This is a genomic window from Kitasatospora sp. NPDC004669 (assembly GCF_040609455.1).
Classification (GTDB): Bacteria; Actinomycetota; Actinomycetes; order Streptomycetales; family Streptomycetaceae; genus Kitasatospora.
This window is the reverse complement of the sequence record NZ_JBEXKB010000058.1, coordinates 28,041-42,988: the sequence shown is the minus strand read 5'-3', so window position 1 is coordinate 42,988 and position 14,948 is coordinate 28,041. Positions and strand designations below refer to the sequence as shown.

The 14,948-nt window shown below is 71.4% G+C and carries 17 protein-coding genes and 1 pseudogene; 8 read left to right on the top strand and 10 right to left on the bottom strand.

The window, feature by feature from the left end; all coding sequences use genetic code 11:
- Positions 1-363: 363 nt before the first annotated feature.
- Complete coding sequence (locus ABZW30_RS35220; protein ID WP_355675317.1) at positions 364-819, top strand: SRPBCC family protein; 456 nt, start codon at positions 364-366, stop codon at positions 817-819.
- A 299-nt stretch (positions 820-1,118) separates the two neighbouring features.
- A complete protein-coding gene (locus tag ABZW30_RS35215; RefSeq protein ID WP_355675316.1) occupies positions 1,119-2,285 on the top strand; it encodes an alanine--tRNA ligase-related protein in 1,167 nt (388 codons plus the stop codon).
- Between the two features lie 108 nt (positions 2,286-2,393).
- Here ABZW30_RS35215 and ABZW30_RS35210 read toward each other — a convergent pair.
- The 4 genes and pseudogenes from ABZW30_RS35210 to ABZW30_RS35195 form a co-directional block, all read right to left on the bottom strand.
- Positions 2,394-2,795: pseudogene (locus ABZW30_RS35210) on the bottom strand (NAD(P)-dependent oxidoreductase); the annotation flags it as partial.
- 292 nt (positions 2,796-3,087) lie between these two features.
- The gene (locus ABZW30_RS35205) at positions 3,088-3,669 is read right to left on the bottom strand and encodes an RICIN domain-containing protein (protein ID WP_355675315.1); all 582 of its coding nucleotides are present in this window, start codon (positions 3,667-3,669) and stop codon (positions 3,088-3,090) included.
- Between the two features lie 429 nt (positions 3,670-4,098).
- Positions 4,099-4,533, bottom strand: a complete 435-nt coding sequence (locus ABZW30_RS35200; RefSeq protein ID WP_355675314.1) for a hypothetical protein — start codon at positions 4,531-4,533, stop codon at positions 4,099-4,101.
- A gap of 209 nt (positions 4,534-4,742) precedes the next feature.
- Positions 4,743-5,960 carry an MFS transporter gene (locus tag ABZW30_RS35195; protein ID WP_355675313.1) on the bottom strand — a complete coding sequence of 406 codons (1,218 nt, stop codon included), beginning with the start codon at positions 5,958-5,960 and terminating at the stop codon, positions 4,743-4,745.
- 69 nt (positions 5,961-6,029) lie between these two features.
- Between ABZW30_RS35195 and ABZW30_RS35190 the strand changes: the two genes are divergently transcribed.
- The 3 genes from ABZW30_RS35190 (at position 6,030) to ABZW30_RS35180 (ending at position 7,296) form a co-directional block, all read left to right on the top strand.
- Entirely contained in the window at positions 6,030-6,605 is a 576-nt protein-coding gene (locus tag ABZW30_RS35190) for a CGNR zinc finger domain-containing protein (protein WP_355675312.1), read from the top strand.
- Positions 6,606-6,865: 260 nt separating this feature from the next.
- Positions 6,866-7,054, top strand: coding sequence for a hypothetical protein (locus ABZW30_RS35185; RefSeq protein ID WP_355675311.1), 189 nt, complete (start codon positions 6,866-6,868; stop codon positions 7,052-7,054).
- Positions 7,055-7,152: 98 nt separating this feature from the next.
- Positions 7,153-7,296 (top strand): hypothetical protein, encoded by a 144-nt coding sequence (locus ABZW30_RS35180; RefSeq protein WP_355675310.1) that lies wholly within the window; start codon positions 7,153-7,155, stop codon positions 7,294-7,296.
- Positions 7,297-7,476: 180 nt separating this feature from the next.
- Here the strand turns inward: ABZW30_RS35180 and ABZW30_RS35175 are convergent, their stop codons facing one another.
- The 4 genes from ABZW30_RS35175 to ABZW30_RS35160 all read right to left on the bottom strand — a co-directional run bounded on the left by ABZW30_RS35175 (position 7,477) and on the right by ABZW30_RS35160 (position 11,268).
- Positions 7,477-8,955 (bottom strand): DUF6529 family protein, encoded by a 1,479-nt coding sequence (locus ABZW30_RS35175; RefSeq protein WP_355675309.1) that lies wholly within the window; start codon positions 8,953-8,955, stop codon positions 7,477-7,479.
- On the bottom strand, positions 8,952-9,905 hold the full coding sequence (locus ABZW30_RS35170) for a metallophosphoesterase (protein ID WP_355675308.1): 954 nt from the start codon (positions 9,903-9,905) through the stop codon (positions 8,952-8,954). The genes ABZW30_RS35175 and ABZW30_RS35170 overlap by 4 nt, the downstream gene beginning before the upstream one ends.
- Positions 9,902-10,423: a cupredoxin family copper-binding protein gene (locus ABZW30_RS35165; RefSeq protein ID WP_355675307.1), complete on the bottom strand. Its 522-nt coding sequence runs from the start codon at positions 10,421-10,423 to the stop codon at positions 9,902-9,904. Before ABZW30_RS35165 ends, ABZW30_RS35170 begins: the two co-directional genes overlap by 4 nt.
- A gap of 290 nt (positions 10,424-10,713) precedes the next feature.
- A complete protein-coding gene (locus ABZW30_RS35160; protein ID WP_355675306.1) occupies positions 10,714-11,268 on the bottom strand; it encodes a GNAT family N-acetyltransferase in 555 nt (184 codons plus the stop codon).
- Positions 11,269-11,319: 51 nt separating this feature from the next.
- Between ABZW30_RS35160 and ABZW30_RS35155 the strand changes: the two genes are divergently transcribed.
- On the top strand, positions 11,320-11,928 hold the full coding sequence (locus ABZW30_RS35155; protein WP_355675305.1) for a helix-turn-helix domain-containing protein: 609 nt from the start codon (positions 11,320-11,322) through the stop codon (positions 11,926-11,928).
- Positions 11,929-12,030: 102 nt separating this feature from the next.
- On the opposite strand, the gene ABZW30_RS35150 is transcribed toward ABZW30_RS35155, so the two are convergent.
- On the bottom strand, positions 12,031-12,423 hold the full coding sequence (locus ABZW30_RS35150; protein ID WP_355675304.1) for a nuclear transport factor 2 family protein: 393 nt from the start codon (positions 12,421-12,423) through the stop codon (positions 12,031-12,033).
- A gap of 104 nt (positions 12,424-12,527) precedes the next feature.
- Between ABZW30_RS35150 and ABZW30_RS35145 the strand changes: the two genes are divergently transcribed.
- A complete protein-coding gene (locus ABZW30_RS35145; RefSeq protein ID WP_355675303.1) occupies positions 12,528-12,974 on the top strand; it encodes a MarR family transcriptional regulator in 447 nt (148 codons plus the stop codon).
- Positions 12,975-13,053: 79 nt separating this feature from the next.
- On the opposite strand, the gene ABZW30_RS35140 is transcribed toward ABZW30_RS35145, so the two are convergent.
- Positions 13,054-14,325, bottom strand: a complete 1,272-nt coding sequence (locus ABZW30_RS35140) for an alpha/beta hydrolase (protein ID WP_355675302.1) — start codon at positions 14,323-14,325, stop codon at positions 13,054-13,056.
- 105 nt (positions 14,326-14,430) lie between these two features.
- Here ABZW30_RS35140 and ABZW30_RS35135 point away from each other — a divergent pair, with 105 nt between their 5' ends.
- Positions 14,431-14,889 (top strand): MarR family transcriptional regulator, encoded by a 459-nt coding sequence (locus ABZW30_RS35135; RefSeq protein WP_355675301.1) that lies wholly within the window; start codon positions 14,431-14,433, stop codon positions 14,887-14,889.
- Positions 14,890-14,948 lie beyond the last annotated feature (59 nt).

Below are 14,948 nucleotides of genomic sequence, written 5' to 3'. Positions count from 1 at the left end.
CACCCTGCGGGCCGTCCCGGCGAGATCCGGTCGGACACTCGCCTGGCGGCCGACTCGGCTTCCTCCCGCTGGAACCGCTGCTGCTTCGTCGTGGTCGCCGGGTCGTGGAGCGACCTCGGCTCACCCGGCTCCGGACACGCCGGATCACCACCGCGGAACCCGCAGTCCGCCTCCAACGCGTGACCCGGCCGAAGACGCGGCAACTCGGTCTCGGCTGCGCGCGGCCCGGGCGGCCGGGGGGTGCACCGGTTGCCGCCACCCGGCACACGGCCCAGATTGGCAGGGACACCGCCTGCGCGTTCGCCCCTTTCTCGGCAGCCGCTCGGCGGGTCGGCCGACGGGACGGCGCGGAGAGGTGCGGCGATGAGCACGGTGGAGGAGTCGATCGACGTGGACGTGCCCGTCCGCGTCGTCTACGACCAGTGGGCGACCTTCGAGGACTTCCCGAAGTTCATGGACGGCGTGGAGGAGGTCAGGCAGCTGGACGACCGCCGTGCCCACTGGCGGACCAGGATCGCCGGGCTGTCCCGGGAGTTCGAGACCGAGGTCGTCGAGCGGGTACCCGGCGAGCGGGTCGCCTGGCGCACCACCGGCGAGAGCGTGAAGCACACCGGCACGGTCGACTTCGAGCCGCTCGGCGCGACCCGGACCCGGGTGAGGATGACCATGGTCTTCCAGCCCACCGGCCTGGCCGAGAAGGCCGCCGACAAACTGGGCGTGCTCGGCCTCCAGGTACGCGGCGACCTGCGCCGCTTCAAGCGGTTCGTCGAGGACCTCGCCGCCGGGACCGGCCCCCGGCCGTCGCCGGAGGGCAGCTGACGGCGGCGGGGAATCCCCTCCGCCGGGACCGGGCCGGCGACTGCCCGTGAAATCGTGTGGCCCGGGATGCGCCCGTGGCGTTAGCCTCGGAGGCATGGACGTCATGGACCGATGCATCACCGCAGCCGCGCGAGCGACCAGCTCGCCGGTTGCCGCCGCCTGACGTACGTTCTTCTCCCCCGGCGACCGGAAACGGTCCGCCGGTGGTGGTTTCGAGGCGTTCCCTCCTCGGTTCCGTTGATCGCGTGGACTCGTTGTCCGGTGCCTCCCCCTGGCACACACGCGAAGGAGCCACCCTCATGAACACCGACCAGCTCGTCCGTACCTTCATCGAGTACTTCGAGGAGCGCGGCCACCGCCGGATCACCGGCTCGACCCTGCTGCCCCCGCCCGGCGACCCGGTGCTGTTCACCACCTCGGGCATGCACCCCCTCACGCCCTATCTGGAGGGGCACCCGCACCCGCTCGGCAGGCGGCTGGTCAACGTGCAGCGTTGCCTGCGCACCACGGACCTCGACGAGGTGGGCGACCGCACCCACCTCACCGTCTTCGAGATGCTCGGCACCTGGTCGCTCGGCGACTACGAGGGCCCGCAGAGCCTCGACTGGGGCTACGGACTGCTCACCGACGGGTTCGGCGTCGATCCCGGCCTGCTCCACGTCACCGTCTTCGGCGGGGACGACCAGGTCGGCCCGGACACCGCCTCCCTGGAGCTGTGGCAGGACCGCGGCGTGCCGGTCGAGCTCGCCGTCGAGGACAACTGGTGGTCCAACGGACCGACCGGCCCCTGCGGCCCCGACTCGGAGATCTTCCTGTGGACCGGCGACACCCCGCCGGAGTCGACGCCCACCCGGGACGACCGCTGGGTCGAGGTGTGGAACCACGTGATGATGCGCCACCGGCGGCTCGACGACGGTTCGCTCGTCCCGCTCCCGCAGCGCAACATCGACACCGGCCTCGGCCTGGAACGGCTCTCCTCGCTGCTGCAGGGCCGGTCGTCGGTCTTCGAATGCGACGTCTTCGACCCGTGGCGCCGCCTCGTCCCGGCCCTGTGGCAGCTGGACGAACCGTCACTGCGCCTGGTCTGCGACCACCTGCGCTCGGCCATCGTCGTCATCGGCGACGGCGTGCACCCGTCCAACACCGGCCGTGGCTACGTGCTGCGCCGCCTGGTGCGCCGGGTACTCACCGTGCTCCGCCGGGACGACCCGCAGCGCGGACTCGGCGACGTACCGGTCGAGTTGGTCCGGCACACCCTGGACCACTTCCGCCAGGACGTGGACCCGCAGTCCGTGCGCCAGGTGCTGCTCGACGAGGAGCGCCGGTTCGGCCGCCTGCTGGAGCGCGGCCGGCAGGTGCTGTCCCGTCCTCGATTCCGCGGCCCGCTCAGCGAGGACGACCTCCACTACCTCCACGACACCCACGGCCTGCCGCGCGACCTCGTCCTGAACCTGCGGACGCGGTGACGGGCCGTCCTTCGACAGCCTGAGCACCGGGGGGCCGCGCTCACGAGCACTCCCGGAAGCCGGCTCGGCCGGGGCGGGCGGCGACCGGGATCGGGGGGGTGTCGGCGGTCAGGGCCTGGCCTGTGTGAAGCGGCCGCCGAGGTAGCGGTGCTCCGGGTCGTCTGCGGGCAGTTCGCCGAGTTTCGTGATCAGGTCGGTGGCGAAGATCTCGGCGTAGTCCTGTGGTTGGTAGCCGAGCGCGCGGGCGGAGGCGAGGTCCCACCAGGCGCGGGTGTTGGCGGAGATGCCGTAGGCCACGGTGTGGCCGGCCACCGGCCCGGTGAGCGCTGCGTGCACGAGGCGGGCGCAGTCGCCGGGGCTGAGCCAGGTGGCGAGCATCCGGATGCTGCGGGGTTCGGCGGCGAAGGAGCCGATGCGCAGGGAGACGGTCTCGATTCCGTGCCGGTCGGCGTACAGCGAGGCGAGGTTCTCGCCGAAGCATTGGGAGAGCCCGTAGTAGGTGTCGGGCCGTGAGGAGGATCTGGCGGGGCCGGTTCACCATCTGGTGCGTTTCCATGGTTCCTCGCGGGCTCATCGAACTGGCGGGTCGGATTCGGCGAGGTGCGACGATACTTGACGGAACACCAGGGTTCTTTTCAGTGTCCGCAGTTCGCGCTTCCCGGCCCGCCTCCCGACCTGCCGCCACGTGCAACCAGGCCGGCCGGTCCGGCCATGACGGTGGCACCGGCCCGGCTTGAGGCCGGCGCCACCGTCTCCGGGCGACTCCTGGTGGGGCAGGCTGCCCGGATCGACCCGGGGAGGGTCAGATCGACTCAAGCCACCAGCCCTGGTTGCTCCAGCCGTTGCTGTCCCAGAGCTGGACCTTGGTGCCGTTGGCACCGATCGTGTTCAGGTCCGCGTCCAGCACGCGACCGTTGTAGCCGTTGACCCATCCGTAACTGGCCGCGTTCCAGCGCTGGTTGCTCCAGCCGTCGTAGTCCCAGAGCTGGACCTTGGTGCCGTTGGCACCGATCGTGTTCAGGTCCGCGTCCAGGTACCGGCCGCTGTAGTTGTTCTGGATGTAGTCGACGTTGCCGTCGGTCCACAGGGTCCAGTTCTGGTTGTTCCAGCCGTTGCAGTCCCAGAGCTGGACCTTGGTGCCGTTGGCACCGATCGTGTTCAGGTCCGCGTCCAGGCACTTGCCGTTGTAGTTGCTGTGAATCCGGTACTGGCCCACGTAGTTCAACGCCCCCGCGGCGCGGACCGTCGCGGACTTCGCGCTCGTACCGGTCGCCCGGCCGGCGAACGCGCCGCCATCGGCAGCCGAAGCCGACCCGATGCCCGCGCCGAGGGCGGCTGTGACCAGAGCCAGGATTCCGAGGCCGGTGCAGATCTGCTTGCGCATGAACTCTCCTCGCAGAATGAGTGAGCGGACGGGGCACGTGCACGATCCGGAAGCATGTCGACCGGAGGACCGGTCCTGCGGGTGTCCGTCCGTTGGAGGTTCACGGCGCTGACCCTGCCGGACCGCAACCGGGTCGATCCGGTGCTGGGCTCCGTTGCGCTTGCCGTGTCAGCCGACCGGCTGACACGGCCATCCTCACCGCAGTGGGACGCCTGCGGCTACGACGTTGACCCGACGTTCGCCCGACACTGACGCCCGGTCGGTGCGCCACGGGGAACGTGTTCTCCAGCGCGGCGGGCGACCGTGTCCGGCGCCTCCACCGTGGGGACATCAACGTCTGACGGCCCGCCCCGGACCGACGGCGGCCCGCCGCGTGCAGGGACACTGCACGCGGCGGGCCGTCGGGTGTGCGGGGTTGTGGGCCGTGGGTCAGCGCACGGTCACGGTGAACACGGGAGAGGCGGTGTTCCCGCTGATGATGCGCAGCTCGTTCAGGCCCTTGATGCCGAGCTTCACGCCGAGGGAGTAGGAGCCGTTGCGGGTCGTGTGCACGGAGGCCGGCAGGGTGACCCACGTGCCGTGCTGCTTCTGCTGCAGGGTCACCGTGCTTCCGGCCTTGAGGCCGGTGGTGGTGCCGGTGACACGGAACAGCTGCCAGGCCTGGACGGACGTGACCGACGGCTTGGCGGTGATGCCGGCGGACGCGGCGGGGACGGCGGAGGCCGCCGGGGCGGATGCGACGGAGACGGCCGGGGCGGGGACGGCCGGGGCGGCCGCCATGGCGGTGCCCGCCGCCCCGAGGACGAGCGCGCTGAGGGCGGCGACGGCGGCCAGGCGCAGGGAGTTCCGCTTGGAGACGATCACGGGTGCACCCCTTTCAGGGGGAGGTGGTCGTTCGGCCCGAAGACGCGGTCGGCGCGATTCGGGCACTGTCATCCGGTGGGACGCCTCACTCGAAGCCACCGGTTGCGCACGGAACGTCACTGTCATGTAACAGTCGGGAAGGCGCCCGGGGTGACGGTCGGCGGTGCGGGCCAGACGCCTGACACGACTTCGCCGTCGCCGTGGACGGGTCAGCGGGCCGTACGCGGGAGGAGGAGGCAGGCGCCGGCGGCCAGGGTGGCGGTCGCGGTGATGGTGAGCCACAGGCCGGGGCCGCCGTGCAGGGACTGGAGCAGGTGGGTACCGAGGCCTGCACCGAGGGGCGAGCCGACGGCCCCCGCCAGGCCGAGGAGGCCGAGGGCGCGGCCGGTCCTGCGGCGTGGGGCGGTGGTGACGGCCAGTTCGTCCAGGCTCGGTCCGATCAGCATCTCGGCGAGGGTGGCCGGCACCGTGAACACCAGCAGCGACAGCCATCCGGCGTGCGGCAGCAGGGCGAGGTAGGCCAGGGCGAAGGCCGCGAACCCGGTGGCGAGCAGGGTGCGGGGCGGCAGGTGTCCGAGGAAGCGACGCAGCAGCGTGTACTGGCACAGCAGGACGAGGGCACCGTTGAGGGTGAAGACCACCGAGACGGCCGCGGTGCTGCCGGTGAGGGCCTTGGCGGTGAGCGGGATCACCGAGTTGAGCTGGCTGTAGATCGCCCAGTAGGCGACTGCGGCCGCGAAGAGGACGGCCGCCCCGCGTCGGTCGGAGCCTGGGGCGGGCGCGGGCTCCGGCTGCCGGTCCGCGCCGTGCGGGGGCCGGGGCGCGGCCGGTTCACCCTTGGCGAGGAAGGTCGGGTGGAAGCCGAGGACGAGGTGGGAGAGGACGGCGGCGCCGAGGATGGCGTCGAAGCCGAACGGGTAGGCGACGGCGCCGAGGGCCGGTCCGAGCACCACACCGACGTTGCCGAAGGTGGAGCGAAGCGCGAGCATCCCGCGGGTGTCGTCGTGCGCCGCGGCCTCGGTGACCAGCCGGGCTTTGACGGAGAGCACCAGCAGTGAGCCGCCGATGCCGACGGCCGCGATGCCGGGCACCAGGGCCGGTCCTCCGGCGGCGATCAGCAGGTAGCCGGCGATGCGGCAGGCGAAGCCGGCGGTGGTGGTGGCGCGGGCGCCGACGCGGTCCACGAGGAGGCCGGACACCACCGAGAAGCCCTGCCCGCACAGCGAGAGCAGCCCGATCAGTAACCCGACGCGCCCCACCGGGGTGCCGGCGGCGCTCAGGTGCAGGGCGAGCAGGGGCAGGAACATGAACGTGGTGACGCCGGTGGCCAGGACGGTGGTGAGCAGGGCCCGTCCGGTGGTGGAGGTACGTGACCAGGTGGAGGGGCGCGGGCGGGCCTGGGACGGGGTGGCGGTGGCGGCGGACACGGAACTCCGTTACTGTCGTTTCCTGTTTTGACGGTCACGACCATGATGAAAGGATGCGTGACTGGTCAAGTGGATTTCGACAGTCACAACACCGCGATGGTGCAGGGCGCGGCGGACCTGGTGAACCTCGCGACCCCGGGCCTGTCCCGGACCCGCCCCTACCAGCCCCCGCCGGGGGCCGAACTGACCGCGCGGACGAATGCCGCCCTGCACGCGGCCCACCGCCACGCCACCCCGCTCGACGACGCCGCGGCGGCACGCCTGGCGGCCCTCGCCCCGCGCCTGCGGGCCGTCTTCGAGCACCTCGCGGCCGACGACCAGGACCGCGCGGTCAAGGCCGCGAACGCCCTGCTGGCACAGCTGCGCCCGGTCCCGGTCCTGGAACGGCACCGCGACGAACCCTGGCACCTCTACTTCCGCAGCACCGCCGGCGACGAGGCCTCCGACTGGGCCGCCCGCCTCGCCCTGGGCCTCGCCACCGCCCTGGGCAGCCGGTTCGCCTCCCGCCTCGGCCTGTGCTCCGCCCCCGCCTGCGACCGCGTCTACGTCGACGTCTCGCGCAACGGCACCCGCCGCTTCTGCTCCACCGCCTGCCAGAACCGCGTCAAGACCGCCGCCCACCGCGCCCGCGCCCAGGGCGCCTGACACTCCGGAGGCGTCCGGCCGAAGGCGCCCGACCGGCCCCCGCCGACCGGCAGCCGGGCTTGTCGACATCGGCTGACGGCCGGCCGGCATGACCGCGCCCCAGAGGGACCGACCCTCCGGGGCGCGTTGCCGTTCGCGGGCGCTACGCCGAGTGGCCACGCTGGCGGTGGTAGTGGCGGGCGGCGCGGGCACGGTTGCCGCAGCCGGGTCTCCAGCTGGCGATCGCGCACATCGTGAGCCACCCTCGCCTAGCCGAAGTCGTGGACGAGTTGGACAACGATCAGGACAAGCTCACGCATGCGAACGAGGATCCGAGCAAGTACCTCGGCGAGAAGGGGCTCCAAGTACCGTCCGAGTGGACCGTGAAGTTCATCAAGAAGAGCCCTCTCACCATTCAGGTCTGCGTGAACAGCCACTGCGGGCAGGTGTCCATCGGCATCTTCAAGTAGCGCCACACCACATCGTGGTATCGGCGCGCTCACCCGTTTGGCTCCTTGCTCGGCATCGCATGTGGCCGTTGAGGCGGCCGGGCCACACCGTCGGGCCGGTGATCGTCGACTGGAAGCAACCGGTCAACCCTGTCGTTGACCGGTTGCTTCGTTTTTCATCACGTCCGCCGACTCATACTCGGAAGCTCTCGATGTCCGAAGTCGTGCTCGTGAAGCCGCTGGTCGATATGACCCTCACCTGAACCTGGGTTCCCGGGGAGAACTGGGTGCGGTCGACCGTGATCGCGGGATTCTTCAGGCCAACCCCGATGGTCTGCCATGGAGGCACTGACAACGCCCGCCCAAGCGCTGACGCAGAGAACTCCGCCGCTTCGCGGCGCCGGGCATGCGCGGTGCGGAAGAGGCAGGACCCCACGTTCTGCTCACAGGCCGGGTACCTGGAAGCCGTTCAGGTACCAGAAGGGGGCGACGTACCAGATCAGGGCGATCGCCGTGACGAGGGTACCGCCGGCCAGAGGGAGTGCCCATCCGGGCCAGCGGCGGTGCCGGACCACGATGACCTTGGCGACGAAGGCCCCGTAGAGGAAGCAGCCGATGAGCGAGTGCAGCGCCACACGGGTGTCGGTGAATTGGACACCGTAGGCGGCGATGCAGTGCCGGGCGATGGGCAGGGAGAGGAGGAAGGCGGTCAGACCGATGAGGCGGTGCGTGGTGTGGACCGCGTGCGGTGCGGCTCGCAGTGCGGGCAGGCGGCCGTAGATCCACAGGGCGAGGAGTAGCTGGATCAGCGCCAGGCCCAGGAGCGCGGATCCCAGTTGGGCTTTCAGCAGTTGTGCGTCCCTGCCGCGGTTCCCGAAGAGGCTGGTCTCGTAGTCGGGGGTGTGTGCCCGGCCGTACCAGAAGAGGCCGGCCGCCACCGCCACGGGCAGGAGAAGCCACAGGACGTCATAGAGCCGTCGGTGGCCGACGGGGGGAGCGAGGCCCTCCGCGTGCTCGGCCGCCGCCGCTCTCGATCTCACCACCGCCGTGAGCGAGGGCTGCCAGGCCACGACGATCAGCAGGGTGAGCGTCTCGGCGATGAGGCTGAGCAGGGCCTGCGGGGCGGGTTGCAGGCCGTTTTCGGAGAACCCGAACAATCCCGTGGTGCGGGATGCGACGAACCCGACGAGCGTACAGACGGCGATCGCGGCGGCGGCGATCCGCAGGAGCAGAGGTGCCGCCAACAACAGGAGTGCGGCCACCGCGAACGCGGTACTGGCCTGCAGCAGGAACAACGAGCCGATGACGCGGACGAGGCGATATCCGTCGATGTAGAGCTGAGCGTGGATGTACCCGCTCACCGCGAGCGTGGCGGCGAGCACCAGACGCAGCGCGAGGACGGTCAGGCTCCGGGTGCGCTCGGCATCCGCGGCGCCGCTCACCGACAGGGCGGCCCCGCGTCCTTGTTGGGAAACGGATAGCCGCGGGTCCAGGTCACCTTCGTGTCCGCCTTGACCGTCGGTCGGCCGGGCGCGGCGGTGTCGCCGGGCCTCGGACACCTGCCAGGACGCGAGGATCAGCAGGGTGAGCGTCTCGGCGATGAGGCTGAGCAGGGCCTGCGGGGCGGGTTGCAGGCCGTTTTCGGAGAACCCGAACAATCCCGTGGTGCGGGATGCGACGAACCCGACGAGCGTACAGACGGCGATCGCGGCGGCGGCGATCCGCAGGAGCAGAGGTGCCGCCAACAACAGGAGTGCGGCCACCGCGAACGCGGTACTGGCCTGCAGCAGGAACAACGAGCCGATGACGCGGACGAGGCGATATCCGTCGATGTAGAGCTGAGCGTGGATGTACCCGCTCACCGCGAGCGTGGCGGCGAGCACCAGACGCAGCGCGAGGACGGTCAGGCTCCGGGTGTTCATGCGAGCTTTTCGTCCTTGACGGCCAGTGTGTGGCTGCCCTGCCAGTAGTCGACGGTGCGGATGCCGAGTGCGTCCTTGAGGCGTCCGGCGGGCAGCACCTGCGGAAGTGGGGCGGGGCCCTGGCCGGGTTTGGGGAACGGGTAGCAGGTGGGGCGGGCCGAGTGGAAGGTGATGTTGCCCTCGGTCTTGCTGAACAGCTGGTGGACGTGCCCGTTGAGGCACGTGACGGAGGAGAAGCGGCGGAACATCGACAGCAGCTGCACCGCGTCGTCGGTGCCCCAGCCCCACGTCGGATACATCGCGAACAACGGGATGTGGCTGAAGATGACGATGGGGGTGTCCGACGACAGGCCGGCGATGTCCTTGCGCACGAAGTCGATCTGATCGTTGCCCAGGTGGCCGAGTTGCTCCAGGTGCAGCGTGTTGACCAGCGCGATGAAGTGCACACCGTGGGTGTCGAAGCTGTACCAGCCGTCGCCCAGGGTGTTCTGGCCGAAGGTCTGTCGGTAGGCGCGTGGTCCGTTGTCTCCGATCGAGTCGTGCTCGCCCGGCACGGTGAAGACCCGGTCCGTGTCCAGTTGCGACAGCATCTGCTTGACCTGGTCGAACTGGTCGGGGGTGGAGAGGTGCGTCAGGTCGCCGCTGTGCATGACGAAGTCGGGTCGGAACCCGAGGGAGTTGACCTGGTTGATCGCTGTGCCGAACGTCCCGGTGACGTCCATGTTGGCCGGGCCCTGGAAGCCGATGTGGCTGTCGGAGATCTGCACGAACCGCAGGTCCGCACTACTTGCCGGGGCCGCGTTCGCCGATCCCGGGATATGGCTGATCACCTCTCCCGCGACGACCGTCAGGACGACGGCACCACCGAACCAGGCGGAGTGCCGCATGAGCTGCCGGCGGGTCATGCCGTGCTCGCCGCCGCCGTTGGAGTCGTGTGTGTCCTCGGTCATGGGGTCACCTCCACGGTGGCGGTCATGTACGGGTGGATGGTGCAGTAGTAGGGGTAGGTGCCGGGTTGGGTGAACGTGTAGCTGTAGGTGTCGTTGGTGGCCAGGGCTGCCGACTGCAGTGGCCCGCCCGATCCCTCTTTGCTGGTGACGGTGTGGGCGTCGGGGTCGGTGTTGGTCCAGGTCACCTTCGTGCCCGCCTTGACCGTCAGCGTGGGCGGGGAGAACGCGAAGTTCTTGATCGTCACCGCGTTGGCGGCCGCTGGCGCGGACGGCTGGCCGCCGGCGGGTGAGGTCGAGGACGTGCTCGGTGGTGCGCTGACGGCGACCGTACCGCTCGTTCCGGAAGCGCCGGGAAATCCCGCCAGGGTCTGGCCGGGCCCGGGACTCAGCGCGCCGGCGGATTCGGGATGTGACGATCCGCCGCACGCGCTGAGCAGTCCGAGTGCTCCGGCAACGGCGACAGCGACCAGCCACACCGCACGCGACCGCCGGACCGGCGGAGAGGGGCTCGCATTCATGACCATCGTTCCTTCTGCGCGTCCCCGGCCGCACGGGCGGGTGCGATCCAGGAGCAGTCCGGGACCGGTCTTCTCAGCAGACAGACGACCGCGTCACACCCGCCGGAGGATGCCGGAAGGGGTGCAACCCGGTGGGTCACTTTATGTGAGCGGACAGCACATCCCCTGGAGCGAAACGAATTCCGCAGCGGAGTCTCACGGTTTCACCCCGGCGGCGGGCAGCGGGACGCCTCAAGCAGGTCAGGGCGTTCGGGCCGCTCACTGGGCCAAGAGAGCAGGTGACCATCCCACTACTTCGCGGCTGGTGTCCGGGCCAGGGCTCCGGGGCCGAATCGCAGGTCCATCCGCTGTTCGACGGTGTCGAGGCCGAACTTGTGGGCGGGGCGGGAGAGGGTGAGCTCGAAGCCGGCCTTCGCGTAGAGGTGGTGAGCGGCGTCGAGGCCGGTGACCGTCCAGAGCAGTACGCCTTCGTAGGAGCGGGCGCGGGCCTCGTCCAGGGCGGTGTCCAGCAGTCGTCGGCCCAGGCCCTGGCCGCGGACGTCCGGGTCGAGGATCACCCAGCGCAGCTGGCCCCAGCCGGGGCGTTCCTCGGCGCGGACGAGGCCGACGGCGCCGACCACCCGGCCGGCGAGTTCGGCGACCCACAGGCGGCCGGGGGCCGGGGCGCCCTCGCGGATGCGGGCCAGCACCAACTCGGCCATGCCGGCGGCGACGTAGGCCTCCATGGTGGCGTCCATGCCGTACTCGCGGGTGTAGAGGACGCCGTGCAGAGCGGCGACGGCGCCGAGGTCGCCGGGGCGGTCGGCCTCGCGGATGGTCGCGATTGCGGGTGCGGTGGCGGCCACGGCGGCATCCCCTTCCACTGAAACACTCGTTTCAGTGGAACGATAGACCACGTGTCCACTCCCGCCAACGCAGCCTCCCGCCCGTCGCCGCGCCGCGAGGAGATCCTCGCCGCGACCGTCCGCTACGTCGCCGAGCACAACGTGTCCGACCTCTCGCTGCGCCCGCTGGCGGCACGGATCGGCTCCAGCCCGCGCGTGCTGCTGTACCTGTTCGGGTCGAAGGAGCAGCTGGTCCGGGAGGTCCTGGCGGTCGGACGGGCCGAGCAGTTGGCGCTGCTGGAGCGGTGCGAGGTCGAGGGCGGCAGCGCCCGCGAGACCCTCGAACTGCTCTGGGAGTGGCTGACGAGGCCCGAACGCCGGGGCGCGCTGCGGCTGTTCTTCGAGGGATACGTCCGCGCCTTCGACCGCCGCGTGCCCTGGCTGGACTTCGGCACCGCCTCGCTGGAGGAGTGGCTGCCGCCGCTGGAACGCGTCCTCGACGGCACCGGGGCGAACGCCACCGTGGTGCTCGCCGTCCTGCGCGGCCTGCTGCTGGACCTCCTCGCCGACGGCAACGACGGCGACGGCGACGGCGAGGATGACGACGACGGCAGCGGCGGCTGCCACGCCGGGCGGGTGCACACCGCCTGGCGCGACTTCCTCGACGCCACGCTTCCCTGAGGTCCGGGCCTGCGGCCGTTCCCGGCTGCGCGGCGTCGGACCATCCGGGCCGTCGTGGGGTTCACGGGCCCGGCGGGCTCCCCAAGTGGGCGCCCTTCGGGTTCAGCGGGCGCTGCCGAGGTTCCGGTCGTGCTCGGCGCCTTCGAGCATGAGGGTGGTCTCCTCGAGGCGGCGGAAGCGGCCGTCGGGGGCGAACTCGGCGAAGAGGTAGACCTCCATGCGGACGGTGGAGCCGTCGGTCTTGGCGACGGTCATGGTGTGGCGGTCGGCGTAGCGGTCGCCGTCGACGAGTTCGTCGTGGACCTCGACCGAGCCGCCGGCCACGACCGTGCGCAGGTGGGCGATGTGGGCCAGGAACTCCTGGCGGTCGGCCCACTGGCCGTCGGTGCGCTGGCGGTAGTCGGGGGCGAAGTGCCGGTCGGCGGCCTCGTGGAGGTCGAGTCCGGGGGTGAGGAGCAGGTCGGTGAGGGCGGCGCTGACGTCGGTGCGGTGCATGGGGTTCCTCCGGTGAACGGGTAGGCGGAGCGAAAAGATGCGTGCCTTAAGCACGCATCTCACAGTACAGGAAAAGCGTGCTCGGCGCACGCTAATCTGAAGGGGTGACGAACCCGACGGGACACGAGATCGCCGAGGCCCTGGGGCTGCTGCTGCGGCGCAGCACCCGCGCCGGCCTGCACGCCCGGCTCGTCGACGGCCTCGGCGAGGCCGTCGACGAGCTCACCTATCCGGTGCTCAGCAGCCTGGCCCGCACCGGCCCGTGCAGCGCCGCCGACCTCGGCCGCGAGGCCGGGCTGGACCGCACCACCGTGACCCGCCGCGCCGACCGGCTGGAGGAGGCCGGCCTGTTGCGGCGCGAGGCCGACCCCGGCGACCGGCGCGCCACCCTGCTCGTCCTCACCGACGCCGGGCAGGACGTGGTGCGGGCCACCCGGGAGCGCCTGGCGGCCCGCATCGAGGGCTCCCTCGCGTCCTGGCCGGCGGCGGACGCCCGGGCCTTCGCCCGGCTGCTGCGGTTGTTCGTCGAGGAGGGGCCCTTCCGGGCGTAGGAAGGGAGGCCGGCACCCGCAAGGGGTGCCGGCACCCGCCGGGCACGGCACCGCCGGCGCGCCGGCGGCCGCCGCCCGGTCAGCCCCGCCGGCCCTCGGCGAGCCGGGCCTCGGCGAGCCGGGCCGGGGCGGCGCCGAGCCACCAGGTGGGGTCGGCGCTGCCGTCGGTGGTGCGGCCGTCGCGGTGGACGTAGTGCCGCACGTCCCGTCCGGGGTCGGCGAACTCTCCGGCGAGGGCCCGCTCCAGCCACTCCGCCCCGAACCGGAACACCTCGGCCGCCACTCCCCCGAGCGGGTGGAACTCGTCCTCGTAAACCCGCAGTTCCTTCGGCGCCCGGATGCGCTCGAAGCTCTCCAGCGCCTGGCCGAGGTCGGTGAGCTCGTCGAACTCGCCGATCCCGTACAGCACCGGGCAGTCGATGTCGGCCACCAGGTCGCCCAGCGGCATCCGGTGGGCCAGGTCGCGGTCGAAGACCTCCTCGTCGGCGTACCCGGCCATGTACATGTAGTTGTTCTTGAAGGTCGGCTGGGCGCGCTCGAAGATCGTCGCGAAGTCCCCCGTGACGGCCTCGAAGGCGGCGAGCGCGGCCAGGCGGCGGTCGGTGGCGGCCGCCCGGGAGCCCCAGTAGCCGCTCATCGAGATGCCGAACATGCCGATCCGGTCTGCGTCGACCCCCGGGAGCGCGGCCAGGTGGTCGAGGTAACGGCCGATCGCCCGCTCGTAGTTGGCGAGGTCGACGGTCAGCCCGCCGGCGCGGCTCTCGCCCTGGCCCGGCCCCTCGATGGACAGCGCGACCATCCCGCGCGAGGTGTAGTAGCGCTCGGCCGCCCAGATGTAGTCCTCCTTGATCATGTCCATTCCCGGGCCGAGGATGACGGCCGGCGCGTTCTCGACCCGCCCGGCCGGCAGGTGCAGCAGGGCGAAGATCCGCGAACCCTCGAAGTCCAGCACCACCCGCCGCACCCGGCCGTCACGCAGTGCGCCCAGGCGCTCCACGCAGTGGTCGGCGCGCTCGCGCATGGCCGCCTTGCGCGGGTCGGCGGCGTCGAAGAGCGAGTACTGCGCCCGGCCCCACATCACCGCCGCCCTCAGGTAGAGGTCGGCGGCGGTCTGCGCGAACCCGCCGCGCTCGTGGTGGGCGGCGCGCTCCTCGGCCTGTCCGGCCACCGTCGCCCACGCCTTGGGCAGCATCGCACCGCTCCTGACCAGCGCGAAGACCTTCGCGAAGTCGGTGTGGTCGTGGCCGAGCTGCTCCATGGTCCCGACGGCCTCGGGGTGCAGCGCGTCGAAGCCGCCCTGGGCGAGGGCGATGTCCAGGACCCAGCTCTGGCCGGTCGAACGGGTGGTCATGGGGGTCTCCTTCCGAGGTCCTTTGAGCTAAGTACTTAATGAATAAGTACTTAGTCATTAAGTACTGAGGCTAGGCTGCTGTCAACCCGCCGAGGAGGACCGACCATGGCCGAGCCGCCACCCACCGCCGACCGCGCCCAGGCGCTCGACCGCCTGGCCCGCGCCGCCTACCGCCTCAGCGCCGCCGACGCCCGGCTGCGCGGACGCGCCACCCGCACCCCGGGCGCCCTCTCCCTCACCCACGCCCGGGCCCTGCGCACCCTGGCCGAACAGGGCCCCCTCACCATCAGTCAGCTCGCCGCCGGCACCGAGACCACCGGCGCCGCCACCACCCAGCTGGTGAACGGCCTGGTGACGGCCGGCTACGTCACCCGCACCCGCCAACCCGAGGACAAGCGCTCCGTCCTGGTCGCCCTCACCGACGTCGGCCGGGCCCGGCACGACCAGCGCCAGCGGGCGCTGACCGAGGCCCTGCACACCGACTTGGGTGACTACGACGACGATGCCCTCGACCGGGCCGTCGAGGTGCTGCACCGACTGTCCGCCGTCTACGACCGACTGTGAGGACGGCCACCGGCCCTGCCTGACGGCACCTCGGCGGGAGCCGTCGGCCGGCAGTCCTC